Source organism: Pseudomonas sp. ASL4 (assembly GCF_056680395.1).
Window position 1 is genome coordinate 665,691 of record NZ_CM155280.1, and the last position, 25,538, is coordinate 691,228.

At 59.7% G+C, this 25,538-nt stretch carries 23 protein-coding genes; 14 read left to right on the plus strand and 9 right to left on the minus strand.

The window, feature by feature from the left end; all coding sequences use genetic code 11:
* Positions 1 to 53: 53 nt before the first annotated feature.
* Positions 54 to 974 (plus strand): zinc ABC transporter substrate-binding protein, encoded by a 921-nt coding sequence (locus AC1MEW_RS02880; RefSeq protein ID WP_201199347.1) that lies wholly within the window; start codon positions 54 to 56, stop codon positions 972 to 974.
* 127 nt (positions 975 to 1,101) lie between these two features.
* Here AC1MEW_RS02880 and AC1MEW_RS02885 read toward each other — a convergent pair whose 3' ends face one another.
* The gene (locus AC1MEW_RS02885; protein WP_201199342.1) at positions 1,102 to 2,052 is read right to left on the minus strand and encodes a homoserine kinase; all 951 of its coding nucleotides are present in this window, start codon (positions 2,050 to 2,052) and stop codon (positions 1,102 to 1,104) included.
* A gap of 59 nt (positions 2,053 to 2,111) precedes the next feature.
* The gene (locus tag AC1MEW_RS02890; RefSeq protein ID WP_201199341.1) at positions 2,112 to 2,402 is read right to left on the minus strand and encodes a DUF2782 domain-containing protein; all 291 of its coding nucleotides are present in this window, start codon (positions 2,400 to 2,402) and stop codon (positions 2,112 to 2,114) included.
* 74 nt (positions 2,403 to 2,476) lie between these two features.
* Between AC1MEW_RS02890 and polA the strand changes: the two genes are divergently transcribed.
* On the plus strand, positions 2,477 to 5,248 hold the full coding sequence (gene polA, locus AC1MEW_RS02895; RefSeq protein WP_201199340.1) for a DNA polymerase I: 2,772 nt from the start codon (positions 2,477 to 2,479) through the stop codon (positions 5,246 to 5,248).
* Positions 5,249 to 5,542: 294 nt separating this feature from the next.
* Here the strand turns inward: polA and yihA are convergent, their stop codons facing one another.
* Positions 5,543 to 6,184, minus strand: a complete 642-nt coding sequence (gene yihA, locus AC1MEW_RS02900) for a ribosome biogenesis GTP-binding protein YihA/YsxC (protein WP_201199339.1) — start codon at positions 6,182 to 6,184, stop codon at positions 5,543 to 5,545.
* 191 nt (positions 6,185 to 6,375) lie between these two features.
* Between yihA and AC1MEW_RS02905 the strand changes: the two genes are divergently transcribed.
* From AC1MEW_RS02905 to AC1MEW_RS02935, 7 genes are all read left to right on the plus strand, one after another.
* The gene (locus tag AC1MEW_RS02905; protein ID WP_201199338.1) at positions 6,376 to 6,666 is read left to right on the plus strand and encodes a c-type cytochrome; all 291 of its coding nucleotides are present in this window, start codon (positions 6,376 to 6,378) and stop codon (positions 6,664 to 6,666) included.
* 46 nt (positions 6,667 to 6,712) lie between these two features.
* Positions 6,713 to 7,324: a c-type cytochrome gene (locus AC1MEW_RS02910; protein ID WP_322270089.1), complete on the plus strand. Its 612-nt coding sequence runs from the start codon at positions 6,713 to 6,715 to the stop codon at positions 7,322 to 7,324.
* Between the two features lie 200 nt (positions 7,325 to 7,524).
* Positions 7,525 to 8,166: a thiol:disulfide interchange protein DsbA/DsbL gene (locus AC1MEW_RS02915; RefSeq protein WP_480425364.1), complete on the plus strand. Its 642-nt coding sequence runs from the start codon at positions 7,525 to 7,527 to the stop codon at positions 8,164 to 8,166.
* Positions 8,167 to 8,180: 14 nt separating this feature from the next.
* Positions 8,181 to 9,059: an endonuclease/exonuclease/phosphatase family protein gene (locus tag AC1MEW_RS02920; protein ID WP_201199334.1), complete on the plus strand. Its 879-nt coding sequence runs from the start codon at positions 8,181 to 8,183 to the stop codon at positions 9,057 to 9,059.
* Positions 9,056 to 11,167, plus strand: a complete 2,112-nt coding sequence (locus AC1MEW_RS02925) for a GGDEF domain-containing protein (RefSeq protein ID WP_480425365.1) — start codon at positions 9,056 to 9,058, stop codon at positions 11,165 to 11,167. Before AC1MEW_RS02920 ends, AC1MEW_RS02925 begins: the two co-directional genes overlap by 4 nt.
* 103 nt (positions 11,168 to 11,270) lie before the next feature.
* Entirely contained in the window at positions 11,271 to 12,050 is a 780-nt protein-coding gene (locus AC1MEW_RS02930) for an N-acetylmuramoyl-L-alanine amidase (RefSeq protein WP_480425367.1), read from the plus strand.
* A gap of 76 nt (positions 12,051 to 12,126) precedes the next feature.
* Entirely contained in the window at positions 12,127 to 13,740 is a 1,614-nt protein-coding gene (locus tag AC1MEW_RS02935) for an EAL domain-containing protein (RefSeq protein WP_201199322.1), read from the plus strand.
* 9 nt (positions 13,741 to 13,749) lie between these two features.
* On the opposite strand, the gene AC1MEW_RS02940 is transcribed toward AC1MEW_RS02935, so the two are convergent.
* On the minus strand, positions 13,750 to 15,540 hold the full coding sequence (locus AC1MEW_RS02940) for an ATP-binding protein (protein ID WP_201199320.1): 1,791 nt from the start codon (positions 15,538 to 15,540) through the stop codon (positions 13,750 to 13,752).
* Between the two features lie 10 nt (positions 15,541 to 15,550).
* Positions 15,551 to 16,897 (minus strand): sigma-54-dependent response regulator transcription factor AlgB, encoded by a 1,347-nt coding sequence (algB, locus tag AC1MEW_RS02945; protein ID WP_201199311.1) that lies wholly within the window; start codon positions 16,895 to 16,897, stop codon positions 15,551 to 15,553.
* A 440-nt stretch (positions 16,898 to 17,337) separates the two neighbouring features.
* Between algB and AC1MEW_RS02950 the strand changes: the two genes are divergently transcribed.
* The 5 genes from AC1MEW_RS02950 to AC1MEW_RS02970 all read left to right on the plus strand — a co-directional run bounded on the left by AC1MEW_RS02950 (position 17,338) and on the right by AC1MEW_RS02970 (position 21,850).
* Positions 17,338 to 17,625: a hypothetical protein gene (locus AC1MEW_RS02950; protein WP_201256276.1), complete on the plus strand. Its 288-nt coding sequence runs from the start codon at positions 17,338 to 17,340 to the stop codon at positions 17,623 to 17,625.
* Between the two features lie 96 nt (positions 17,626 to 17,721).
* The gene (locus AC1MEW_RS02955; RefSeq protein WP_008002172.1) at positions 17,722 to 17,886 is read left to right on the plus strand and encodes a DUF1328 domain-containing protein; all 165 of its coding nucleotides are present in this window, start codon (positions 17,722 to 17,724) and stop codon (positions 17,884 to 17,886) included.
* Between the two features lie 2 nt (positions 17,887 to 17,888).
* Positions 17,889 to 18,356 (plus strand): inhibitor of vertebrate lysozyme family protein, encoded by a 468-nt coding sequence (locus tag AC1MEW_RS02960; protein WP_480425370.1) that lies wholly within the window; start codon positions 17,889 to 17,891, stop codon positions 18,354 to 18,356.
* 699 nt (positions 18,357 to 19,055) lie between these two features.
* Positions 19,056 to 20,387, plus strand: coding sequence for a glutamate/aspartate:proton symporter GltP (gene gltP, locus AC1MEW_RS02965; protein ID WP_201199305.1), 1,332 nt, complete (start codon positions 19,056 to 19,058; stop codon positions 20,385 to 20,387).
* A gap of 233 nt (positions 20,388 to 20,620) precedes the next feature.
* Positions 20,621 to 21,850, plus strand: a complete 1,230-nt coding sequence (locus AC1MEW_RS02970) for a nucleoside recognition domain-containing protein (RefSeq protein WP_201199303.1) — start codon at positions 20,621 to 20,623, stop codon at positions 21,848 to 21,850.
* Positions 21,851 to 22,014: 164 nt separating this feature from the next.
* On the opposite strand, the gene AC1MEW_RS02975 is transcribed toward AC1MEW_RS02970, so the two are convergent.
* The 4 genes from AC1MEW_RS02975 to AC1MEW_RS02990 are packed head-to-tail and all read right to left on the minus strand — an operon-like array spanning position 22,015 to position 25,526.
* On the minus strand, positions 22,015 to 22,641 hold the full coding sequence (locus AC1MEW_RS02975; RefSeq protein ID WP_480425371.1) for an ABC-type transport auxiliary lipoprotein family protein: 627 nt from the start codon (positions 22,639 to 22,641) through the stop codon (positions 22,015 to 22,017).
* Entirely contained in the window at positions 22,638 to 23,576 is a 939-nt protein-coding gene (locus AC1MEW_RS02980) for an MlaD family protein (RefSeq protein ID WP_201199299.1), read from the minus strand. Before AC1MEW_RS02980 ends, AC1MEW_RS02975 begins: the two co-directional genes overlap by 4 nt.
* Position 23,577: 1 nt before the next feature.
* Positions 23,578 to 24,381: an ABC transporter ATP-binding protein gene (locus tag AC1MEW_RS02985; protein ID WP_201199297.1), complete on the minus strand. Its 804-nt coding sequence runs from the start codon at positions 24,379 to 24,381 to the stop codon at positions 23,578 to 23,580.
* Complete coding sequence (locus AC1MEW_RS02990; RefSeq protein WP_201199295.1) at positions 24,378 to 25,526, minus strand: ABC transporter permease; 1,149 nt, start codon at positions 25,524 to 25,526, stop codon at positions 24,378 to 24,380. The genes AC1MEW_RS02985 and AC1MEW_RS02990 overlap by 4 nt, the downstream gene beginning before the upstream one ends.
* Positions 25,527 to 25,538 lie beyond the last annotated feature (12 nt).

A 25,538-nucleotide genomic window follows, 5' to 3' on the forward strand; every position in this document is an offset into this window, starting at 1 on the left:
TTTTGTGAGAGACGTTATTATGTTACCCGTTCTCGCCTCTTCGAGTGGTCATCGTGTCCCGACTTTTTTCTATCCCTGTCGCATTTATCGCAAGTTTCCTGCTGATTGGCTCGGCTCAAGCGCAAGTCACAGTGCTCACCAGCATCAAGCCACTGCAGTTGATTGCGGCGGCGGTGCAGGACGGAGTGGCGATTCCGGAGGTGCTGCTGCCGCCGGGAGCTTCGCCGCATAACTACGCCTTGCGCCCCTCCGACGTACGGAAAGTGCAGTCGGTGGATCTGGTGTACTGGATCGGTCCGGACATGGAAGGTTTCCTGCCGCGCGTGCTGAAAGGTCGCACACTGCCCACTGTCGCCGTGCAGGATTTGCCTGACCTGAAACTGCGACACTTCGCCGAAGATAGCCAATCTCACGCCGAAGATGCCGACGAACATGACCACGATCATCGTCCGGGGACTCTGGACGCGCATTTGTGGTTGTCGCCGGTGAATGCTCGGGTGATCGCCACGAAAATGGCCGCCGACCTGAGTGCCGCCGATCCCGACAACGCGCCGCGCTATCAGAGCAACCTCAAGGCGTTCGATGAGCGTCTGGATGCTTTGGACCTGCGCCTGAAGGCTCGCCTGGCAGGCATCGCCGGCAAGCCTTACTTCGTGTTCCACGAAGCGTTCGACTACTTCGAAGACGCTTACGGCCTCAAGCACACCGGCGTGTTCAGCGTCGCAGCTGAAGTCCAGCCTGGCGCCCAGCATGTCGCAGCGATGCGCACCCGATTGCAGGAAGTCGGCAAGACTTGCGTGTTCAGCGAACCGCCGCTGCGGCCACGCCTGGCGGAAACCCTGGTGGCTGGCCTGCCGGTGAAACTGGCAGAACTGGATGCGCTGGGCGGCTACACCCCGGCGACTGCTCAAGGGTATGAGCAGGTACTGGAGAAGTTGGGGAATGATTTGGCAGGGTGCCTGGAGTCGTTGTAACCGACACAGAACCTGTGGCGAGGGGGCTTGCCCCCGTTGGGCTGCGAAGCAGCCCCCCAAATTGCCGGTCGATAAATCGCATGGGAGCGCTTCGCACTCCAACGGGGGCAAGCCCCCTCGCCACAATTTAAAGGGCGAACGGCAATTGCGTATTGACCTTCTGCCGCTGTGCCAAGCGCAGCTGAAACTCCATCGGATCGTGAATCAACACGTCCTGCCCGGCGAAAGACTCGGCGGCAATCAACCGCGACAGCCAGAACCGCACGCACGCCACTCGCAGCATGGTCGGCCACAACTCGGCCTCGGCCGCAGTAAACGGGCGCAGCGCCGCATAGGCGCCCAACAAGGCCCGGGCTCGCGGCCCGTCGATCAAGCCTTGTTCGTCCGAACACCAGTCATTCAAGGCAATCGCCACGTCGTACAACATCGGCCCGGAACAGGCGTTGTAGAAGTCGATCAACCCGGTCAGGTGCGTGCCTTCGAACATCGCGTTGTCGCGGAACAGGTCGGCGTGGATATTCGCCCGTGGCAGCGCCAGAATTTTCTCTTTTCGCTGAGTGATTTCGTCCAGCGCCCGTTGCAGCAGATCGCTTTGCTCGGCGTTCAGGTGCGAGAGCAACTGCGTGCCCTCCTCCAGCATCCAGTCCAGACCACGATCCGTCTTGCGCTTGATCATGTTGGCCTGGGTCGCCAGGTGCAGATGGCCGAGCAACTCGCCCACCTGTGAACAATGCTGGGCATTGGCGTCCTTGATGTGCTTGCCGGCCAGACGCGGCTGCAACAGCGCCGGCTTGCCCGCCAGTTCACGCAAGGCAACGCCGTCGGTGGTACGCAGCGCGTACGGCACCGGCAAATCGGCATCGTGCAACACGTCGAGCAGTTCGATGAAGAACGGCATCTCCTGAACCGGGCCGCGTTCGACCAGGGTCAGGACAAACTCGCCCTTCTCCAGGCTGATGAAGAAATTGGTGTTTTCGCTACCGGCGGCAATCCCCTGGAAATCGAGCAGGCGGCCGAGCCCGTATGGGGCGAGAAAGGTTTCCAGCTCGGGCCGAGCCAGGGGGGTGAACACAGACATGGTTAAAAACTGCTCAGTTCGGGCGCCGCGATCGAGCGGCGCCGATTAAAGTTAAGAAACTACTTCCACTCAAAGATTTTCCACGACGGAATCAACATATCCGGCTGGTCCGAGCGGATGAAGTTTGCATCGGTCCCGTCTGCGCGCACCAGAAAATATGGCGGTGCACCCTTCGGCGTGACCTTAATCGCATACAAGAAGCCGTTTTGGCGGTATTCCTGAATGACCTTGTCCCCTTCCGTGTGGATCGTGACTTCCGGCTCAGCCTTTGACACATCGTCCGCCGCCATGACGGCTAACGGAACGGTTGCAAACAACCCAGCCAGCAACAGGCGATTTAGTGTGCGCATGATAACCTTGTCCCTTTGTCGTCAACGGTCCCGCTATTCTAGCGCCGGACCCGCCGAAAAGGTTGATCCTGCTCATGAGCCAAGCCCCCCTCGTCCTGGTGGACGGTTCTTCTTACCTGTACCGCGCGTTTCACGCCTTGCCACCGCTGACCACTTCCAAAGGCCTGCCTACCGGCGCGGTCAAGGGTGTGTTGAACATGCTCAAGAGTCTGCGCAAGCAGTACCCGGACAGCCCGTTCGCCGTGGTGTTCGACGCCAAGGGTGGGACGTTTCGCGATGACATGTACGCCGAATACAAGGCAAATCGCCCAAGCATGCCCGACGACATGCGCGTCCAGATCGAGCCGCTGCACCAAAGCGTGATCGCCCTGGGCTTCCCGTTGCTGTGTGTCGAAGGCGTCGAGGCCGATGACGTGATCGGCACCCTGGCCCGCAGCAGCGCGGCCGCCGACCGCCCGGTGGTGATCTCCACCGGCGACAAAGACATGGCGCAACTGGTCGACGGGCACATTACCTTGGTCAATACCATGACCGGTAGCAGCATGGACGTGGAGGGCGTGAAGGAGAAATTCGGCGTCGCTCCCGAGCAGATCATCGATTATCTGGCGTTGATGGGCGATTCGTCCGACAACATTCCGGGCGTTCCGGGCATTGGCCCGAAGACTGCCTCCGGCCTGCTGGTGGGTGTAAATGGTGGCCTGACCGAGCTCTACGCGCAGCTCGACATTGTCCCGACCCTGCCGATTCGCGGCGCCAAGACCCTGCCGGCCAAGCTTGAAGAGCACAAGGAGATGGCATTCCTCTCCTATAAGCTGGCGACCATCAAGATCGACGTGCCACTGGACATCGGCCTCGACGATCTGCAAATGGGCCAGCCCGATCACGACAAACTCGCCGAGCTCTACACCCTGCTCGAGTTCAGGAGCTGGTTCGACGATAACCAGCGCGACGCCAAGCGTTCCGGCCAGGCAGTTGTCGCGCCAGTGGCTGAAGAAGCCGTCGTCGAAGCCGAACTCAACTACACGACGATCCTCACGCAGGCAGATTTCGACCTCTGGCTGAAGAAGTTGAACGACGCCAAATTGATGGCCTTCGACACCGAAACCACGGGTGTCGATGCACAGCAGGCGCAACTGGTGGGCCTGTCGTTTGCAGTACAAGCCAACGAAGCAGCCTACATCCCGTTGACCCATTCCTACATGGGCGTGCCGGAGCAACTGGATCGCGACACCGTACTGCGGGCACTGAAACCGATCCTCGAAGACCCGAGCAAGCTCAAGGTCGGCCAGCACGCCAAGTTCGACATGAACATCCTGGCCAACTGCGCCATCGGTGGTGATCAGAGCTGCGGCATCACCGTGCAAGGCATTGCCTTCGACACCATGCTCGAGTCCTACGTGCTGGACTCCACCGCGACCCGCCACGACATGGACAGCCTGGCGCTCAAGTACCTGAATCACACCACCACCGGTTTTACCGACATTGCCGGCAAAGGTGCCAAGCAACTGACGTTTGACCAGATCGCCCTGGAACTGGCTGGGCCTTACGCCGCCGAAGATGCCGACGTGACGCTGCGCCTGCATCAAACCTTGCAGGCAAAGCTCAACGCGATCCCAAGCCTGAGCAAGGTCTTGAGCGAAATCGAAATGCCACTGGTACCGGTACTGGCGCGGATTGAGCGTCAGGGCGCGCTGGTCGATGCCGAACTGCTGGGTATTCAGAGCGTTGAGCTGGGCAAGAAAATGGTCGAGCTGGAGCGTGAGGCGTTTGTCCTCGCCGGCGAAGAATTCAACCTGGGTTCGCCGAAGCAATTGGGCGCCATCCTGTACGAAAAACTCGGCCTGCCGATCCTCAGCAAAACCGCAAAAGGCCAGGCGTCCACCGCCGAAGCCGTATTGGCGGAGCTGGCCGATCAGGATTTCCAACTGCCCAAGGTGCTGATGCAGTACCGCTCGATGAGCAAGCTGAAAAGCACCTACACCGACCGCTTGCCGGAGCAGATCAACCCACGCACCGGGCGGATTCATACGTCTTATCATCAAGCCGTCGCCGCGACCGGGCGCTTGTCGTCCAGTGATCCAAACCTGCAGAACATCCCGATCCGCACTGCCGAAGGTCGGCGGATTCGTCAGGCGTTCGTCGCGCCAAAAGGCTACAAACTGCTGGCTGCGGACTACTCGCAGATCGAACTGCGGATCATGGCTCACCTGGCCAAGGACGAAGGCTTGCTGCACGCTTTCCGCAACGACCTGGACGTGCACAAAGCCACCGCCGCCGAAGTCTTCGGGGTCGAACTGACGGCCGTCACCACCGATCAGCGGCGCAGCGCCAAGGCGATCAACTTCGGTCTGATCTACGGCATGAGCGCGTTTGGCCTGGCCAAGCAGATCGGCGTTGATCGCAAACAGTCCCAGGCGTACATCGATCGCTATTTCGCCCGCTATCCTGGCGTTCTCGAGTACATGGAACGCACCCGCACCCAGGCTGCCGAGCAGGGTTTCGTCGAAACCATTTTCGGCCGTCGCCTGTACCTGCCGGATATCAACGCGAAAAACCCGGCCCTGCGCAAAGGCGCCGAGCGCACGGCGATCAATGCCCCGATGCAAGGCACCGCGGCAGACATCATCAAGAAAGCCATGGTGGCAGTGGATAACTGGCTGACGTCGTCAGGCCTGGACGCCAAAGTGATCCTGCAGGTACACGATGAATTGGTGCTTGAAGTGCGTGAGGACCTAGTTGATCAGGTGCGCGAAGAGATTCGCGCCCACATGAGCAACGCCGTGAAGCTGGACGTACCGCTTCTGGTAGAGGTTGGCGTAGGCAATAACTGGGATGAGGCTCACTGAGCCGCCTCAAAAGGGGCGCTTCTGCTGCGGCCTGGTACCGCGGCAGAATCTGGCGAAGGGCTATTAGTTCGAAAAATGCCTCGGGTTATTCCAAAGGCATTTTAAAAAATTCTGAACTAATTCCGTGAACCGCAACTCAGAGTAACTGAATGGCTGGTGAAGCCCTTCGATGCTCCTATGTTGTGTTAAGTGTTGGCAGATATCTGGACCCCGCCCTAGCGGTCCGGAACTTGAACCCCGGAACTTCCCCCTCCCCATACGAAGTCCGGGGTTTTTTTTGCCTGTAAGAAAGCCTTACTCGGCAATCTCGGCGCCTTTGTCTGCCAATTCCATCCAGCCTGCCAATACAGTGTAGGCGTCTTCCAGGCCCAAGCGTTTTGGTGCCGAAAACAACTGGATGCTGATCGTATCGCCCCAACCCTTACGGATATCGGCCTGTACTTTGAGCAGGACGTTTTTCGCTGCGCCGTAGGTCAACTTGTCGGCCTTGGTCAGCAAAATGTGCATCGGCATGCCGCTGGCGACTGCCCAGTCGAGCATCAGCAAGTCGAAGTCGGTCATTGGATGACGGATGTCCATCATCAGGATCAGACCTTTCAAACTCTCGCGACCGCCCAGATAAGCTTCCAGGTGACGCTGCCAGTGCAGCTTCAGCGGGATGGGTACTTTTGCATAACCGTAGCCTGGAAGGTCGACCAGACGACGATCATCGTCTAGCTTGAAGAAGTTCAACAACTGCGTGCGACCCGGAGTTTTCGAGGTCCGCGCCAGGCTGGCGTGAGTCAGGGTGTTCAGCGCGCTGGATTTACCAGCGTTGGAACGCCCGGCAAAGGCTACTTCAAAGCCCTCGTCGTCCGGACATTGGTCGACTTTGGCAGCGCTGAGCATGAAGGTGGACTGTTGGCACAGGCCGAGGATGGGGTTCTTGAGTTGCATGGGATTTCCGATGTGGGCGGCGCCGGGAATGGACGCGGCAAGCGGTGTCGTTTCCGTTTCAGTGACGCCAGTATATAATGCCGCAGATTTTGTGTGCGCTTTGTCCCAGCGTAGGATGAAGTTCACGAGAGCGATAGACCTTGATTGCGCACTAGAACGCAGAACGCTCTCAACCCTGAAAAGGTCGTTTTATGACGAAATGGCTGCTAGCTGCCGGGGTCTTGATGCCGCTTTACAGCGCGCAGGCTACACAGGATCCGGAAGCTGTGTACAACCGTGTTTGTGGTGCCTGTCATTCCGGCCAACTACCCATGGCGCCTCAAAAGGGCGATCAGGAAGCTTGGACGCCGAGGTTGGCGAAAGGTATGGAGACGCTGGTGCAACACGTGACCCAGGGTTTCAAGGCGATGCCGCCGCGTGGTTTGTGCATGGACTGCAGTGCCGAGGATTACCAAGCCATCATCCGCTGGATGAGCGAGTAAGCCCGGCCCATAACTCTTTAACCCTTAGCCGTAGTTGGATTAGCTGATGAACAAATTGATCGTGAGTCTGCTGTTGACCGTGGGGATCTCCGGCATTGCCCATGCTGCAGGTGATGCAACTGCTGGTCAGGCGAAAGCCGCAGTATGTGGCGCCTGTCATGGCCCGGATGGCAACAGCATGGCGCCTAACTTTCCGAAACTGGCAGGCCAGGGCGAGCGTTATCTGAACAAGCAGTTGCACGACATCAAGTCCGGTAAACGTACGGTACTGGAAATGACCGGCCTGCTGACCAACCTGAGCGATCAGGACCTGGCCGATCTCGCCGCTTACTTCTCCAGCCAGAAAGGCAGCGTTGGCGCCGCCGACCCTAAAGTCGTGGCTCGCGGTGAAGCACTGTTCCGTGGTGGCGACCTGACCAAGAACATGCCGGCCTGCACCGGTTGCCACTCGCCGAATGGCGCAGGTAATGCCGCCGCCGGCTTCCCGCACCTGGGTGGCCAGCACGCTCAATACGTCGCCAAGCAACTGACCGACTTCCGAAAAGAAGAAGGCGGCCGGACCAACGATGGCGATACCAAAATCATGCAAACCATCGCCAAAAAAATGAGCGACGAAGAAATTGCAGCGGTGTCCAGCTACATTCAAGGCCTGCACTAAGGCCAGCGGATCGAGCGTTGCGGGCGATGGACATCTCCTGCAACGTTAACGCTCGATTAATCCGTCGATGCAAGCATAAAAAGGGTGGCTTTGGCCGCCCTTTTTTGTGGCCGCTGCCGTTACACTACAGAACTCAAGCCCGCCATGATCTGTCTGAAAACAGGTCGCGCGAGGCGACCCAATTTGTCCAGGAGTAAAGCATGCGTAATCTGATCATCAGCGCCGCACTCGTCGCTGCCAGCCTGTTCGGCATGACCGCACAAGCCGCTGAAGCACCCGCCGCACCTTATGTCGAATTGACCAACCCGGTGCCGGTCGCCGAGCCTGGCAAGATCGAAGTGGTGGAACTGTTCTGGTATGGCTGCCCGCATTGCTATGCATTCGAACCAGTGATCAATCCTTGGGTAGCGAAACTGCCTTCCGACGTGAACTTCGTACGTATTCCAGCCATGTTCGGTGGCCCTTGGGATGCACACGGTCAAATGTTCCTGACCCTGGAAGCCATGGGCGTTGAGAGCAAGGTCCATGCTGCGGTTTTCGAAGCCATCCAGAAAGAACACAAGAAATTGATCGATAAACAGGACATGGCTGACTTCCTGGCGACCCAAGGTGTAGACAAGGACAAGTTCCTGGCCACATTTGACTCTTTCGCCATCAAAGGTCAAATCATCAAGGCCCGTGAACTGGCCAAGAAATATGAAATCTCCGGCGTTCCAACCATGATCGTCAACGGCAAGTATCGCTTTGACGTGGGCTCCGCCGGCGGCGCCGAGCAAGCCCTGCAACTGGCCGACAAACTGGTCGCCCAAGAGCGAGCGGCTAACAAGGCTGCTGCCAACTAAGCGCGGCCCCTGCCATGCGCCGCTGGGGTACTGAACGCGTGGTTGGCCTGCATGAACCGCAGATCAACACGCATCACCTGGAATCGACGGGCCTGCCCGCAGACAGCCGTCTGCGCTTGCTCAGCTTCAATATCCAGGTGGGCATCAGTACTGAGCGCTATCGGCACTATCTGACCCGTGGCTGGCAACACCTGTTGCCGCACACCGGGCGTGCCGGCAATCTGCAAAAGATCGGCAATCTGCTCGGCGACTTCGATCTGGTCGCCTTGCAGGAAGCCGATGGCGGCAGCCTGCGATCAGGCTACGTCAATCAGGTCGAACACCTGGCCCAGCTCGGCGCCTTCCCTTACTGGTATCAACAACTCAATCGCAACCTCGGTCGCTTCGGCCAGCACAGCAATGGCGTGCTCAGCCGCCTGCGCCCATGGGCGATTGAAGACCATCCGCTACCGGGTCCAAAGGGCCGCGGGGCGATCCTGGTGCGTTTCGGCGAAGGTCCGGACGCATTGGTCGTCGTGATGATGCACCTGGCTCTCGGCGCCCGTGTACGCAGTCTGCAACTGGCCTATATCCGCGAGTTGATTGGCGGCTACAAACACCAGGTACTGATGGGCGACATGAACACCCACGCCAGTGACTTGCTGCAAAACTCTCCGCTGCGCGACCTCGGCCTGCTGGCGCCGCAGCTGGAAGCGACGTTCCCCAGCTGGCGCCCGCAGCGCTGCCTGGACCATATTCTGCTTAGCCCGACCTTGACCCTTGAAAGGGTCGAAGTGCTGGCACAACCGATTTCCGATCACCTGCCGGTCGCGGTAGAGATTCGTCTGCCGGGTTCGCTCACGGCCGATGCATTGCCCGCGTTGAGTCCTGCCCCTCGCGGATCCCATGAATGAGCGACGAAGCACAACGCTGGAAAGAGAAGTACCTCAAAAGCATCGAACAACAGGAAAAGCTCGAACGTCGCTGGGACGCCCGGCTCGACTTGCTGCGACGCGGGCTGGTACGCAGCACTCTGGCGGCCGAGGGCACCGACCGCGCCGTTGACCTGTGCATGAAGGAAATGCGCGAAGTCGTGCGCACTGATGACATGGATGCCGGCCTTGCAGCGTTACTGCCTCGACTGGAAAAAGCCGTGCTCGACTCCGAGCAGCGCCGCGAAACCCGGGCTGATCAGGTCAGTGCTGCACTGAACGCGCTGGTCACGCAGCTCCAGGCATTGCCATTGCCTCGGGAAGTCAGCCGTCCCCTCAAGACCTTTGCCAAACAACTGGACGGGCGCGTCGGCCAGGCCCGAGAGATTCCTTTGTTGCTCAGCGAACTGAGCGGCTTGCAAGGCAAAGCCCTGAACCAGCTGGAGAACCCGGCCGAGCCTGGTCGCCCAGGTTTGCTGCAACGGTTGTTCGGCAGTCGGGAAGTGGAAGAATCAGCGCCAACGGTTGCTGCCCCCGCCGCCACGCAGGCTCAGGCGCCGACCCAGCAATCTGCGGAGCCGCCAGCTCCTGCTCCTGTGGCCGAAGCAACGCAGCCAACGGCTGAGCCCGCGCCAACCATCCATATGCCGCAGGAGACGCCGCCGACAGCCTTGGCGGCGCCGATTGCAGCCGCTATGCCAGAGTCACCGGCGCCGCAGCAATTACCGACACCGACACCGGAAGTCGTAACATTTGTCCCACCGGTTCTGGAGCCGCAAATAGAGCGCGCGCCAGCCCAAGCCCCGGCATCGCTGCCTGCCGCTGAACAGCCCCACGAAGCGACTCCATCGATCATCGCGCCTGCGGCTCCCGCTCAACCGGCGATCAACCCAGATGAACTGACCCCGGCGGCTGTTTCTGAAACACCGGTATTCCTCGACAGCCTGCCCTTACCTTTAGTCATGGCGCAGGCGCTGGCCGCGATTGATCCGGAGCACCCCGAGGAAGATATCCTCTATGCCCTGCCCGACTCACCGGAGCCGTCCTACAGCTCCGTCGCCACGCACATCGAAGAAACACTGCTGGGCCTGCTCGACGACTTGACGCTGCCGGAACGCCATCGCCCACAAGCCGAGGCAATGCGCAGTCGCCTGCAAAATGGTCTGAACTGGTACGAATTGCTGCCGATCCTCGACGATCTGGCCACCTTGATGCTGGCGATCACCGACAGCGGCCAGCACGAATTCGAAGCGTATTTGCAGCAGCTCAACGAGCGCCTCGAGTCATTTCAGAGCAACCTGCAAGCCGCCAGCGCCGGTCATGCCGATAACCGCTCCGCCGCACGGGAGATGGACACGCAGATCCGCGAACAAGTCGACGGTTTGCAAACGAGCATGCAGGACGCGGCCGACCTGGAAGACCTCAAACACGTACTGGAAAACCATCTCGAAGGTTTGCTGGGCACCATGGACCAGCATCAAAAGCAGCGAGACGAGCGCGAACAAGAAGTTGCGGCCCGTCTGCAAGGCCTGGCCGAACGGGTCGCACACATGGAGCAGGAAGCCCTCGGCTACCGCGAGCACCTTGAGGAGCAGCGTCAAAAAGCCCTGATCGACCCGCTGACCGGCCTGCCCAACCGCGCCGCCTGGAGCGAACGACTGGAACACGAGATAGGCGAGTGGCAGCAGCATGGCAATACGTTAATGCTGGCCATGCTCGATCTCGACCATTTCAAACGCATCAACGATAACTATGGGCACCTGGCCGGCGACAAGGTGCTGAAAATCATCGCGAGCGTACTGCGCAAACGCCTGCGCGGGTCGGACTTTATTGCTCGCTTTGGTGGTGAAGAGTTCGTCTTGATGATGCCCGCCACAGTACCGGCTGTCGGGGCAAAACTGCTGGAGAGCCTGCGCGCATCGATTGAAGCCTGCCCTTTTCACTTCAAGGGTGAGCGAGTGACCGTCACTATTTCGATGGGACTCACAGCGTTCAAGCCCGGCGAGCATAGCGACATGGTGCTTAAAAGAGCCGATCAGGCGCTATACCGGGCCAAAAACGCCGGGCGTAATCGTGTGGAGCTGGGCTAAAGCCCAGTTGTCTCATTTTGTTTAAAGCAGCCCTTTTGCCGTCGACAAGCAAAGCATTACGTTACACTGTTGCATTATCGTCTTTCGCGTACTGCCTTCTGCCATGAAATATATTGCCCTCGTTGTGTCGCTGCTATTACTGGCCGGTTGTGCCAGCGGTCCTCGTTTCGACACCAGCCACCCTTCCTCCAATCACGACAGCCGCGTGCAGTTTGTGGTGGTGCACTACACCAACGCGTCGCTGGAGCGTTCGCTGCAATTATTGACCCATGGCGAAGTCAGCAGCCACTACTTGATCGGTGATGACAAGGGCGCGACCGTCTACAAACTGGTCGATGAAAACCTGCGCGCCTGGCACGCCGGGGAAAGTGAATGGCAAGGCCGGACGTGGTTGAACTCCAGCTCCATCGGCATCGAGATCGTCAATCCGGGCTTCCGCGACACGCCGACCGGTCGCGTCTGGTATCCGTACAGCGAAGCTCAGGTCCAGGCCTTGATCGTACTGCTCAAGGACATCAGCAAACGCAACGGCATCAGTCCCCGGCACATCATCGGCCATAGCGACATTGCCCCACTGCGTAAACTTGATCCGGGGCCGCTGTTCCCTTGGAAGCGTCTGGCCGCTGAAGGTCTGGGCATCTGGCCGAACGAGCAAGCCGTCGCGAGCCGCCAAGCACAGTTCGCGGCAGAACTGCCGAGCATCGGCTGGTTCCAGGAAGAGCTCGCGCGCCTGGGCTACGCGACGCCGCAGACCGGCGAACTGGATGTGGCCACCCGGCATGTGCTGGCGGCCTTCCAGATGCATTTCCGCCCTTCGCGTTTCGACGGCATCCCGGACGCGCAAACCGCGGCCATGCTTTTGGTGCTTAATCAGACAAAATAATGACGCCCGCCCGACGGTCAGCCCTAAATCCAAATCAGCAGCTATAACTCATTGGTAATACTTCGGATATTCCATGATGCCTGCAGCGCGAGAGAGGTTGCGTAGTTGGTTCTATCGCCCTTGGTTTTTGGCGATGATGGCTGCTGTCCTGAGTGCAACACTGCTGATGGCTGCCAGTCTGTTTATGGCGATGCATCAAGTCGAGCAAGACGAAAGCCAGGAAATGAACGCCCAGGGCGAGCGCTTCCTCGCTCGTTTGGAACAGCTGTTCGGACAACTGCGTGAAAGCCTCGATGATCTGGAAGCCCAGCCGTTGCGAACCTGCGACGACGAAATGATCGCCACCTTGCAGCAGATCAGCTTCAGCTACCGCTTCGTCTACGAAGCCGCTTATATGGACGCCACCCGGATCTGCTCCAACCGCCCCCGCCAAGAAGGGCTGTCGGTAGTACGACCGCCGGACATCAAAGGCCCCACCTACAATTATTGGCTCAATACCACCACCGAACCCGATGAAAACCGCGCGGCGCTGATGCTGGGTCGTGGCAATTTCCGGGTGGCGACCTCTCGCGGGCATTTGACCGACATGGTCGACCTCTCGCCCGGCAGCAGTCTGCTGGTGGTGCTCGATCATGGGACCCGGGCGATTCCGGTGCTGGGCGTCGAGCAGGCCTGGCCACCGACGGAACCCTGGCCACCGAAGAGCAGCGACGCGCTGCAAGTGACGCATAGCCGTTTGATTTACCGCATGCCCACCAACAATCCTGAGTACCAGTTGGTGCTGATCTCTCCACGCAGCGGCATGCATGTGCCTGCGGTCTGGTGGTGGCTAGTGCCAGCGAGTCTGGCGCTCGGTGCTTTCGTCGGTTTCCTGGTATTTTTGCTGGCGCGCCAGCGTCAATCGCTGGATGCCGAACTGCATGGCGCGATACGCCGTGGCGAGTTGCAGGTGTTGTATCAACCGATCTTCGATCTCGACAGCCGCCACTGCGTCGGCGCTGAAGCGCTGCTGCGCTGGCGACGACCGGACGGCACGCTGACCAGCCCCGATCTGTTTATCCCCATGGCGGAAAACACCGGGCAGATCCGCCAGATGACCGACTTCGTCTTGCAGCGCCTGCTTGAACAGTTGGGGCAACTGCTACGGGCCAATCCGCAGCTGTATATCTCGGTCAACCTCGCAGCTTGCGATGTCATGGTGCCGCGTATCGGCCAAGTGATGGCGCGCCTGCTGACCTTGCACCGGGTTGCAGCCAAGCAGATTGCCTTCGAAGTGACTGAGCGCGGGTTGATTGATGTGGTGGTAGCGCGGGAAAACCTGCAAGCCTTGCGTGATGTCGGGCATCAGGTGTTGATCGACGACTTCGGCACCGGCTATTGCAGCCTGGCCTATCTGCAAACCTTGCCGGTGGATTGCCTGAAAATCGACAAGGCCTTTATCGATGCCCTGGGCCATGACGCCGCCAGCAGCGGTGTCGCGCCGCACATCATTCACATGGCCCAGGCCCTGCAACTCAAGGTGATCGCCGAAGGCATCGAGCATGAAGCCCAAGCGGCGTTCCTGAGCAGCGAAGGCGTGAAGTTCGGTCAGGGCTGGCTGTTCGCCCATGCGCTGAGTGCCGTGCAGTTCATCGAGCTGATCACCCGTGGCCGCCGCCAGAGCAACCGACGGCTGGATGACGAAGCGTAAAAGCGGCTTTTATACCGCTAGAGCCATATAGAACTGCGTGCCCTGCCCCGGCCGCGAATAAACCCCCATCCGCCCGCCATGCAATTGCACGATTTCCTTGCACAACGCCAGGCCCAGCCCGGCACCGCCCTTTTTGCGACCGACCTGCACGAACGGCTCGAAGATCCGCCCTTGCTGGCCGTAGGCTATGCCTTCGCCATTATCCTCGACGCTGATGATCACCCGCTCGCCGTGGCGCCGGGCCTGCAAGCGGATCTGCCCGTCCTGGGCGGTATGGCGCAAGGCATTGTCGATCAGGTTATCGAGCACTCGATCCAGCTGCGCCTGGTCTGCCTGCAAACGCGGCAATGGCCCCTGCACTTCCACCAGCAAGTCGATGCCCCTCTCAGCGGCCGACCCTGCAAAACGGCCCTGCGCCTGCTCCAGCAAGTCTTCGATGGAGCACGGCCCCAGCGTGAGCTTCTGCAAACCATTCTGGTAGCGGGAGAAGTTCAGCAGGTCGTTGATCAACTGCATCAAGCGCTGCATTTCTTCGTTCACGGTGTCGAGTAAGTCCGCTTCGCGTGAATCCTGCGGAAATTTCGCCCGCTCGCGAAACAGGCCGAACGCCATGTGCATGCCGGTGACCGGCGTGCGCAACTCGTGGGAGGCACGCAATACGAACTCACTGCGTACCCGTTCGAACGCCCGCTGCTCGGTGACGTCATGCAACACCATCACCGCGCCAAGGATATGCCCCTGGGTATGGCTGACCGGGGTCAGGCTGTAGGTCAACAGCCGCGACTCGCCATCGACTTCGACGCTCAGGTCTTCCGGCGCCCGCTCCAGCGTTCCGCCACGCAAGACCAATTGCAGTTGTTCATCCAGTTCGGGACGTTCGAGCGCCGCACCCAACCCCTGGCCAAGACGCTCGGTGTCCCAACCCAATTGCCGCTGCGCCACCGGGTTAAGGTGCTCCAGATGGCCCTGACGGTCGATCATCAGCAAACCATCATCGATGCTGTCGAGTACCGCCTGCAAACGTTGCTGGCCGGCCAGCAACTCGTCGACATTCGTCGCTTGGTGCTCACGCAAGGCCTCGGCCATGATCCCAAAGCGGCGCGTCAGCTGATTCATTTCCGCCGCCGAGGATAGCGGCAGCGTTACTTCGAAATTGCCCTGGCCAATGTTGTCCGCGGCCTTGGCCAGGGCTTCAATTGGCCCGCCGAAACGTCGGGCGATCGCGTGGGCCGTGATGAAACCTATGATTAATACCGCCAGCCCGACCAAACCGAGCAGGCCGGCGATCAGCAGCGCTCGATCACGGGCCTTTTGCTGGGTGTCATTGATATTGTCCAGTGCGCGCTTGTGTTCGGAGATCAAGCCATTGCGCAACGCGTTGAATTTTTCCGTGAGCGCTTCATTGCCATTCAGCACATGCGTCGGGTCGCGGGACTCGCTGTATGCCTGGAGAAAACTCAGGTAATCCGTCTTGGCTTGACTGAAACCGTACTGGGCGCCATCGCCCGATTGCTCATGGGCGATGCCTTCATCGAGCAATTGAAAGTAATGCTGCTTGGAGGCCTCGAATGCCGCTGGATCAGCGTTCTCGCTGAGCATGATGATCAGTTGGTCGCCCAACGTCTGCCGCAACTTAAGGCCCAAATCGAGAGTGATGAAGTTATTGCGGGCCAGCGCTTCTTGAGTTCCGGCCATCTGCATCACGCTGACCACCCCTAGCAGCAGCCCGAGCAACGCCACGGTGATCAGTGCGGAGATACTTAGAAAGAGCCGGGTCCGCAACTTCATCGCGAGTTTCATCGGATGTTGCTCACAGGTTGTACTGCTTGCGTTTGCGATACAGGGTCGAAGCATCGATGCCCAGCGTTTTGGCCGCCTGGTCCAGAGTTCCGGCCGTGGCCAGTACGGCGCCGATGTGGGCTTTTTCCAATTCATCCAGACTCAGCGCGGCGCCAACCCGTGGCGAGTTATTGGCCGGTTGCTCGGCCATGCCCAAGTGGCTGATCTCGACCCGCTCCTGTGGACAAATAATGCTCGCCCGCTCCACCACGTTGCGCAGCTCGCGAATGTTGCCCGGCCATCGATAGTTGAGCAGCGCTTCCCGGGCTTCATCGCTGAAACCCCGAGCCGGACGGGCGTATTCCTTGACGAAACGGGCCAGAAAGCGATCGGCCAGGGTCAGGATGTCTTCGCTACGTTCACGCAGCGGTGGCAGGTGCAAGGTGATGACGTTCAGGCGATAGAGCAAATCTTCACGAAAACGACCGTCGCGAACCATGTCCTCAAGGTTCAGGTTGGTGGCCGCGAGGATTCGCACATCGGCGCGTCGGGTCACCGGGTCGCCGACCCGCTCGTATTCTTTATCCTGGATAAATCTAAGCAACTTGGGTTGCAACGTCAGTGGAAAATCACCGATCTCGTCGAGAAACAGCGTGCCGCCATCGGCCTGGTTCACACGACCCAAGGTACTTTCGCTGGCGCCAGTAAACGCACCGCGGCTGTGACCGAAGAGTTCGCTTTCCATCAATTCGCCGGTCAAGGACGGGCAGTTGATGATCACGCAGGATTTCTTCTCGCGCTTGCTCCAGCCGTGGATCGCCCGGGCCAGCTCACCTTTACCGGTCCCGGACTCGCCGAGAATCAGGATATTGGCGTCGGTACCGGCCACTTGGCGGGCGGTCTCGAGCACCACCTTCATCGCCGGGCTATGGGAGTCGAGGCCATCCTTGGGTTTGCGCACTTCGCCTTCGAGGGCTTCCAGACGCGCAGAGAGTTGGCGCACTTCCAGTTGCTTGGCGGTGGCCAGGCGCAATTGATCCGGGCTACAAGGTTTGACCAGATAGTCGGCCGCGCCGGCCTGGATCGCATCGACTGCGGTATCGACCGCGGAATGGGCGGTGACAATCACAACCCGCATCCACGGTGCTTGAATGCGCATCTGTGCCAGCACATCGAGGCCGTTGTCCTCACCCAGACGCAGATCCAGGAAGCACAGATCAAACACCTGACGCTGCAACAACGCATCGGCCTGGGCGGCACTGTTGGCGGTGGCGACGGTATAGCCTTCGTCTTCAAGGCAGTAGCGGAAGGTACGCAGGATGGCGGACTCGTCGTCCACCAGCAGAATGCGGCCTTGATGCTCAGTGGCTGATTCCATTTTCCTACGCTCCTTAATGAATGATTTTGGTTAGTCCCGGACAAATCGGGCAAGTTGCATGGTTGATTCTGGTCCATTCCAGCCATGACGGGGCAGTTATCTACTCCCCCTCTCGCTAATGAACTGATTTCGTTACCTTTTTATCAAAAACCCGGCATTTCGGCGATTGCCCGTGTGAACGTCTGACATCCATGCCCTCCTCTCAATTCAAAAAATTTGAAAGTTCCTGCGAATCTATCGTGCATTACGCACGACCCTCAGGGGCCCATCGTGCAGGATGCGTGCGAAACGATTTTCATCACAACCATAAGCCATTGTTTTTAAACAATATTTATCTTATGAAAAGCTGGCATGCAGGCTGCAATGGTCTGGTTAACGCAGGGCATTTATGGAATGAACGCCCTTAACCAGATCACCACCAATGTGGGAGGAGTTTCAGGATGAATCGCCAACGTGCCGCCCAATTGCGCATCTCGCCGCTGCACATCCAGCAGGGCTTGTTTGCCGTGCTCGCCCTTCTGATCACCTTGATCGGCGGCCAGCAATTCGTTCGCTGGGAGCAGAGCCAGCAACCAGAGGCGCCACGCGTGTCGATTCAACACGCCACCCAAACCCACTTCAGCGCCGTGAGCAGCAACCCGGCTGACAGCGCCCCGATGCGAATGATGGACGTCGACCAGGCTCAGCCTGTGGATGAGATGCCCCGTCAGGAACGTTGGGTGTTCTAAAGAATCGAACTTGGCGTGATCGATACGCCGGGAAAAGCACCACCTGCATCACCTCTAAAAAGCATCATTTCTATCAGAAGCGGAAGGAGAATCACCATGTTGAGCTGGGCAATTACATTCTTGATCATTGCCATCATCGCCGCAGTGCTGGGCTTCGGTGGTATCGCGGGCACCGCCACGGGTATCGCCAAGATTCTCTTTGTCGTGTTCCTGGTGATGTTTGTTGCTTCGTTCTTCTTTGGCCGTCGCGGTCGAGGCTGAACATGAGCGTTTTGTTGAAGACACTGGCAGCCGCCCTGCTTCTGGGCGGTGGTGCCACAGCGATGGCCGCCAACAATGACGGTCAGGCGCGGGCCAACGAGTTGTTGAACTCGGACCCGCAGTACCGTGATACCTGGACGAAAGTCGTGAAAAAGGAAGAACGACTGCCGGAATGGGTGATGAACCTGTCCGGTGCTTCCGAGCAAATGAATGCCGTTGAAGAGAATGGCGGCAAGTATCTGGTCGGGCCACTGTGCGAAACACAGCAGACGTGCCTGAACAAACGCTTGATCGTGGCGTTCAGCTTCAACAAGAAGGACGCCTACGCGATGCTGGTCGAAGTGCCTGCGGGACTGCCCGCCGACAAGTCACCCACGCGACATGCCGACTACCGCTTCCTCGGGAAGCCGAACCAAGGCATGCAGGACCTGTTGATGGAACAACTCAAGAAAGATCCAAACTGGTACTGAGTTCGTAATATGAAAGGAGCAGCATCGCTTCTTTCCAGTGCGCCACCCGAGGAAGGCAGGCGCATGACCAAGGGGTCGGGACGTTCTGACTGTTACAGGGTCGGAGTGACCTACGGGCACATGGAGTGTCTGCGCAAGGGCCGGGTCAGGCAAAAGCTGCGACGCAAGTTCGCCGGCCCCGAGCGGCTCGACGGACTTGCGCAGAGCTTTCAACGTGCAAAACGTTGATCTAGAGCACTTCGCTCATTCCCTTCTGCTGCATATTCCCCGCAAAATCGTTTCGCGGTTTTTCTTATGACCGTATATCGAGAAACTTCCTACTTTTGGCATAAGCGATTTCTCCGTCAAACGTAGGCATTTTCCTAAGTTTCGACTGTAATCCACCTGCGCAAAAAACAACTAACCTGCTCTGAAATGACCGGTTCACGGCACTTATGCCTGCCGAAATGTCGTATTCGAACCGCTTGGGACGCCAGTTTCATTTGAAAAAGCTCATGCCGATTCGGCATAGGGTAGGCGTTTACGGCATTAGACGTCGGTTCCTTGCATCGGAATAGTTGCGCCTTTTTTCGCCTGCCGAAGAGCTGTAATTACGCGCTTCGGGGCACCTTATACGGGGGCAGATGCACAGGACTTTTGCGCCATTGAGCGTTCCAGTTCGCGCATCTGCCCGAGTCAAACTGAAGTAAGGGTAATGATATGAAGAAGGCAAAGCTTAGCCTCGCCTGGCAGATCCTCATCGGTCTGGTATTGGGGATTGCAATCGGTGCGCTGCTCAACCATTTCAGTGCCGAAAAAGCCTGGTGGATCAGCAACGTCCTGCAACCTGCAGGCGATATCTTTATCCGTCTGATCAAGATGATCGTGATTCCGATCGTGATCTCTTCGCTGGTGGTGGGTATTGCCGGTGTGGGCGACGCGAAGAAACTCGGGCGCATCGGTCTGAAGACCATCCTCTACTTCGAAGTCGTCACCACCATCGCCATTCTGGTCGGCCTGGTATTGGCCAACGTGGTCCATCCGGGCACCGGCATCGACATGAGCACCCTGGGTACGGTGGATATTTCCAAGTACCAGGCGACTGCCGCCGAAGTTCAGCATGAACATGCGTTCATCGAAACCATCCTCAACCTGATCCCGTCAAACATCTTCGCGGCCATGGCCCGCGGCGAGATGCTGCCGATCATCTTCTTCTCCGTGTTGTTCGGTCTTGGTCTGTCGAGCCTGCAATCGGACCTGCGCGAGCCGCTGGTGAAGATGTTCCAGGGCGTGTCCGAGAGCATGTTCAAGGTCACTCACATGATCATGAACTACGCCCCTATTGGTGTTTTCGCTTTAATCGCGGTGACCGTGGCCAACTTCGGTTTCGCCTCCTTGCTGCCGCTGGCCAAACTGGTGTTGCTGGTTTACTTCGCCATTGCCTTCTTCGCCTTTGTGGTGCTGGGCCTGATTGCTCGCCTGTTCGGCTTCTCGGTGATCAGGCTGATGCGCATCTTCAAGGATGAGCTGGTGCTGGCTTACTCCACCGCCAGTTCCGAAACTGTGCTGCCGCGCGTGATCGAGAAGATGGAAGCCTATGGCGCGCCGAAAGCCATTTGCAGCTTTGTGGTGCCGACCGGTTACTCGTTCAACCTCGACGGTTCGACCCTGTACCAGAGCATCGCGGCCATCTTCATTGCCCAGCTCTACGGCATCGACCTGTCGATCAGCCAGCAATTGCTGCTGGTGCTGACCCTGATGGTCACCTCCAAAGGCATCGCCGGTGTACCGGGCGTGTCCTTTGTGGTGCTGCTGGCCACCCTGGGCAGCGTTGGCATTCCACTGGAAGGCCTGGCGTTCATCGCCGGTGTCGACCGCATCATGGACATGGCGCGTACCGCACTGAACGTGATCGGCAACGCCCTGGCCGTGCTGGTTATCTCCCGCTGGGAAGGCATGTACGACGACGCCAAGGGCGAACGCTACTGGAACTCCCTGCCGCACTGGCGCAGCAAGGAAAAACTGCCGGCTGGCGAGACTTCCAAAAACTAAGCAAAACCCTGTGGGAGCGAGCTTGCTCGCGATGACGGACTGACAGCTATCATTGTTGTCGACTGATATACCGCCATCGCGAGCAAGCTCGCTCCCACAGTGGATCGGGGCCAGCCCATGACATTGGGCTTAACGAGGCCTACGCCGTACTAAACAAACCCCGGAGAAATCCGGGGTTTGTCGTTTCTGGCGACCCCGCTATCATTCGCCGCATTCTTCGGGGGATTTAACTGATGCTCAATGGCCTGTGGCTTGGCTTCTTCATCGTGGCAGCCGTGTCGGCGCTGGCGCAGTGGCTGATCGGCGGCAACGCCGGGATCTTCGCGGCGATGGTGGAAAGTATCTTCGCCATGGCCAAGCTGTCGGTGGAGGTCATGGTCCTGTTGTTCGGGACGCTGACCCTGTGGCTGGGCTTTCTGCGGATCGCCGAAAAGGCCGGGATCGTCGACTGGCTGGCCAAGGCCCTCGGCCCGCTGTTCCTGCGTCTGATGCCGGAAGTCCCGCCCGGTCACCCGGCCATCGGCCTGATCACCCTCAATTTCGCCGCCAACGCCCTGGGCCTGGACAACGCCGCCACGCCAATCGGCCTGAAGGCCATGAAGGCGCTGCAAGAGCTCAACCCCAGCACCACCATCGCCAGCAACGCGCAGATCCTGTTCCTGGTGCTCAACGCTTCGTCCCTGACCCTGCTGCCAGTGACGATCTTCATGTACCGCGCCCAGCAAGGTGCGCCGGACCCGACGCTGGTGTTCCTGCCGATCTTGCTGGCCACCAGTTGCTCGACCATCGTCGGCTTCCTGTCGGTAGCGTTCATGCAGCGCCTGCGCATCTGGGACCCGGTGGTGCTCGCCTATCTGATTCCCGGTGCCTTGGCCCTTGGTGCCTTCATGGCGCTGCTGGCGACGCTCTCGGCGACCGCTCTGGCCGGCCTGTCATCGATCCTCGGCAACCTGACGCTGTTCGGCCTGATCATGCTGTTTCTGATCATTGGCGCGTTGCGCAAAGTGAAGGTCTACGAAGCGTTCGTCGAAGGCGCCAAAGAAGGCTTCGACGTGGCCAAGAACCTGCTGCCGTATCTGGTGGCGATGCTCTGTGCGGTGGGCGTGCTGCGAGCGTCCGGCGCCTTGGATTTCGGTCTGGACGGGATTCGGCATCTGGTGGCGTGGGCCGGTTGGGACACGCGCTTCGTCGATGCGTTGCCGACGGCGATGGTCAAACCGTTCTCCGGCAGCGCCGCCCGGGCGATGCTGATCGAAACCATGAAAACCTCCGGGGTGGACAGCTTCCCGGCGTTGGTGGCGGCGACCATTCAGGGCAGTACCGAAACCACGTTCTATGTGTTGGCGGTGTACTTCGGTGCGGTGGGGATTCAGCGGGCGCGGCACGCGGTGGGCTGTGCGTTGCTGGCAGAGTTTGCCGGGGTGGTCGGCGCGATCTTTGTTTGCTACTGGTTCTTCGGTTAACCACAACCCCCCTGTGGGAGCGGGCTTTTGTGGCGAGGGGGTTTACCCCCGTTCGGCTGCGCAGCAGTCGTAAATCCAAACGACCCGGTGGAGCCGAAAGAATGTAGGGGCCGCTTCACGACCCAACGGGGGCAAGCCCCCTCGCCACAGAGTCCGCTGGACCTTCAAGGTTTAACGGGTGGGACCAATTGCTGACCTTGCTCCACCGCCCAAGCCACCACCTGCGCCGTCAACTGGTCGCTGGCCTGGCCAAACCCGGCCACCACCGACGGCACCTTCACATCGCTCAACGGCTGGCGCACTTCGAAGCGGTGGCTGGCGAGGATTCGCTGGTCATAGCCACGCACCAGCAACGCATCCAGCCGTACAACGACGCTTGCAGCGGTGCCTTGGTACTCCGTCTGGAATGCTTGCAGATTCCCACCGAGTTCCAGATCCGCCTGGAAGTTGCTGTCATCGGTGCTCAACAACGACACCCGGCCATCGCGCTGAAACCCGTCCAGCAACCGATTACGCAGTAAAACCGGCGCCGGATCGCTCCAGCGCGAGGCTTTGTAGCTGCTGATCAGGTCGCCCTGCGGGATCACGGCGATTTTCGGGCTGTTCAGCGCCTCGCTGGCCTGTGGCTTGGTCAGGCGTAGCGACCAGTGTTGCGGCGCGCCGTGACTGGCCGCTGCGGCGGTCTGGGCCGAGGGCAAGCGATAGACATCGGACGGCTCGGACTTCGGCAGGATCGAGCATGAGCTGACCAGCGCAAAACTGGCGAGGAGGGCGAGGTGAGTCGGCTTCATGGCGTGAATTCCTTGTTCTTGTCGCTGCCCAGCAGATAACCGCTGGGGTTGGCTTCCAGTCGCTGGGAAATGGCCCGCAGCGACGTCAGGGTGTCGCGCAATTCACGCACCGCCGGAGCCAGGCCATTGAGGCCCTGCATGCCGCTGTTGAGCGAATCCTGATTGGTCGTCAGCAATTTGTTGATGGTCGCGGTGCTCTGTTCCAGCGATTTCATCGCCTGCCCGGCATTGCCGAACATCTGCTTGCCCTGATCGTTGAGCAGGCCGTTGGCGTTGCGCATCAGCGCGGTGGTTTGCTCAAGGGTGGCGCTGGCCTGTTTGCCGATCGAGGCCAGTTGCTGCATGGCCTGGCGGATATCGCCACGCTGGTCGGCGATGGTCCCGGTGGTTTGCTCCAGATGCTCAAGGGTGTTGCTGATGCGCTCGACGTTTTCCGCGGAAAACATCTGATTGGCGTTGTGCATCAGCGTGTTCACGCCGGCCATCAAGTCGTTGCTGTCGTTCAGCAGGCGAGCGATAGGCGAGGGCGCCGCGACAATCGTCGGCAACTCGCCGTCCTTGCCCCGCAGCTTGGGACTTTGCGGTGTGCCGCCACTGAGCTGGATGATCGAGGTGCCGGTGATCCCGGTCAGCGCCAGTTTGGCCTGGGTGTCTTCCTTGATTGGCGTCTCGCCGCCGAGACGAATCCGCGCCAGCACCCGGCGCGGGTCTTTCGGGTCGAGGCGCAGGGTCACCACATCGCCGACCTTGATCCCGCTGTACTGTACGGCGCTGCCCTTGGACAGGCCGCTGACCGCCTCGTTGAAGACAATTTCGTAGTCCTTGAACTCGGTGTCGACGCTGGATTTGGCCAGCCACAGACCGAAGAGCAGGGCGCCCGCCACCACAATCACGGTGAACAGGCCGATCAATACATGATGGGCTCGGGTTTCCATGTCAGACCTCGTTAAGCTGTTGAGCGGCGGTCAGCGCCGCGCGGCCGCGAGGGCCGTGGAAGTATTCGTGAATCCAGGCGTCGTCGGTTTCGGACACCTTGTCGATGGCATCCGCCACCAGCACTTTCTTCTGCGCCAGCACCGCCACCCGGTCAGTGATGGTGTAGAGCGTGTCGAGGTCGTGGGTCACCAGGAACACGCTCAAACCCAATGCATCGCGCAGGGTCAGGATCAACTGATCGAAAGCCGCCGCGCCAATCGGGTCGAGGCCGGCGGTGGGCTCGTCGAGAAACAGGATGTCCGGGTCCAGTGCCAGCGCCCGGGCCAGTGCCGCACGCTTGATCATGCCGCCGGACAAGGACGCGGGGTACTTGTCCGCCGCCGACAACGGCAGTCCCGCCAGCGCCAGCTTCACTGCTGCCAGGTGTTCGGCGTCGGCACGGCTCAGGCCGGCGTGTTCGATCAGGGGCAGGGCGACGTTCTCGGTCACGGTCAGCGATGAGAACAGCGCGCCTTTCTGGAACAGCACGCCGAAGCGCCGTTCAACCATCGAGCGTTCATGTTCCGACAGCGTCGGCAGGTTTTTGCCGAAGACTTTCACCACGCCTTCACTGGGCCGACGCAAACCGACAATGCTGCGCAGTAACACCGACTTGCCGCTGCCGGAGCCGCCGACCACGGCGAGGATTTCACCCTTGTACAAATCCAGGTCGAGGTTCTCGTGCACGCTCTGGCTGCCGAAGCGATTGCACAGCCCACGGACTTCGATCACCGCCTCGGAGGGTGCTCGGGGTAGACGACTCACCAGCCCATCTCCATGAAAAACAACGCGGCGACAGCATCCAGCACGATCACCACGAAAATCGACTGAACCACGCTGGACGTGGTGTGGGCGCCAACGGATTCGGCGCTGCCACTAACCTTGAAGCCTTCAAGGCAACCAATGGCCGCGATCAGGAACGCGAAGATCGGCGCTTTGACGATCCCCACCAGAAAATGCTGAACGCCAATGTCCGATTGCAGCAGCGAGAGGAACATCGCCGGCGAAATCCCCAGCGACACCGCGCAGACCACGCCACCGCCAATAATCCCGGAGATCATCGCCAGAAAGGTCAGCATCGGCAGCGCCACCAACAGCGCCAGTACCCGCGGGACCACCAGCAACTCGATCGGGTCGAGGCCCAACGTACGGATCGCATCGATTTCTTCGTTGGCCTTCATCGAGCCGATCTGCGCGGTGAACGCACTGGCGGTGCGTCCGGCCATCAAAATCGCCGTCAGCAACACACCGAACTCGCGCAGGAAGGAGAACGCCACCAGGTCCACGGTGAAAATACTCGCGCCGAAACTCGCCAGCACCGTCGCCCCGAGAAACGCCACCACCGCGCCCACCAGGAAGGTCAGCAGGGCGACGATAGGCGCGGCGTCGAGGCCAGTCTGTTCGATGTGCGCGACCATCGGCGTAATGCGCCAGCGTTGGGGGCGAAACAAATTGCGGGCGATGGTTTCGAGAATCAGGCCGACGAAACCCAGCAGTTGCAGGGTGTCTTGCCAGATCGCGTCAACGGCGCGACCGATGCGCGTCAGCAGTTGAATGCCGACGCTGATTTCCGGTTCCTTGAGCGGTACGCAGAAATCGGTCAGCGAGCGGTAGACGGTTTGCAGTAACGCGCGATCGGCGGTGGAAAGGGTGCACTCAGGGTGTTCGGCCGATCGGCCCAGGCGCTCGGAACCCAGCAACTCCACCAGCAGCGAAGCACCGGCGGTGTCGAGGGCGCCGAGGCCGTTGAGATCAATGTGGGTGCTGTCGTCGTACTGGCCGCGAAGCTTGTCGCCCAGGCGCTTGAGGTCAGCGTAATGGGCGAGCGTCCAGTCACCCGTAACCCGCAATTGTGCAGGGGTGTGAGTGGTGTCCAGTTGGGCATTGCCGGGCAATGTGCTGCTGGTCATAAGCTCCGTGCT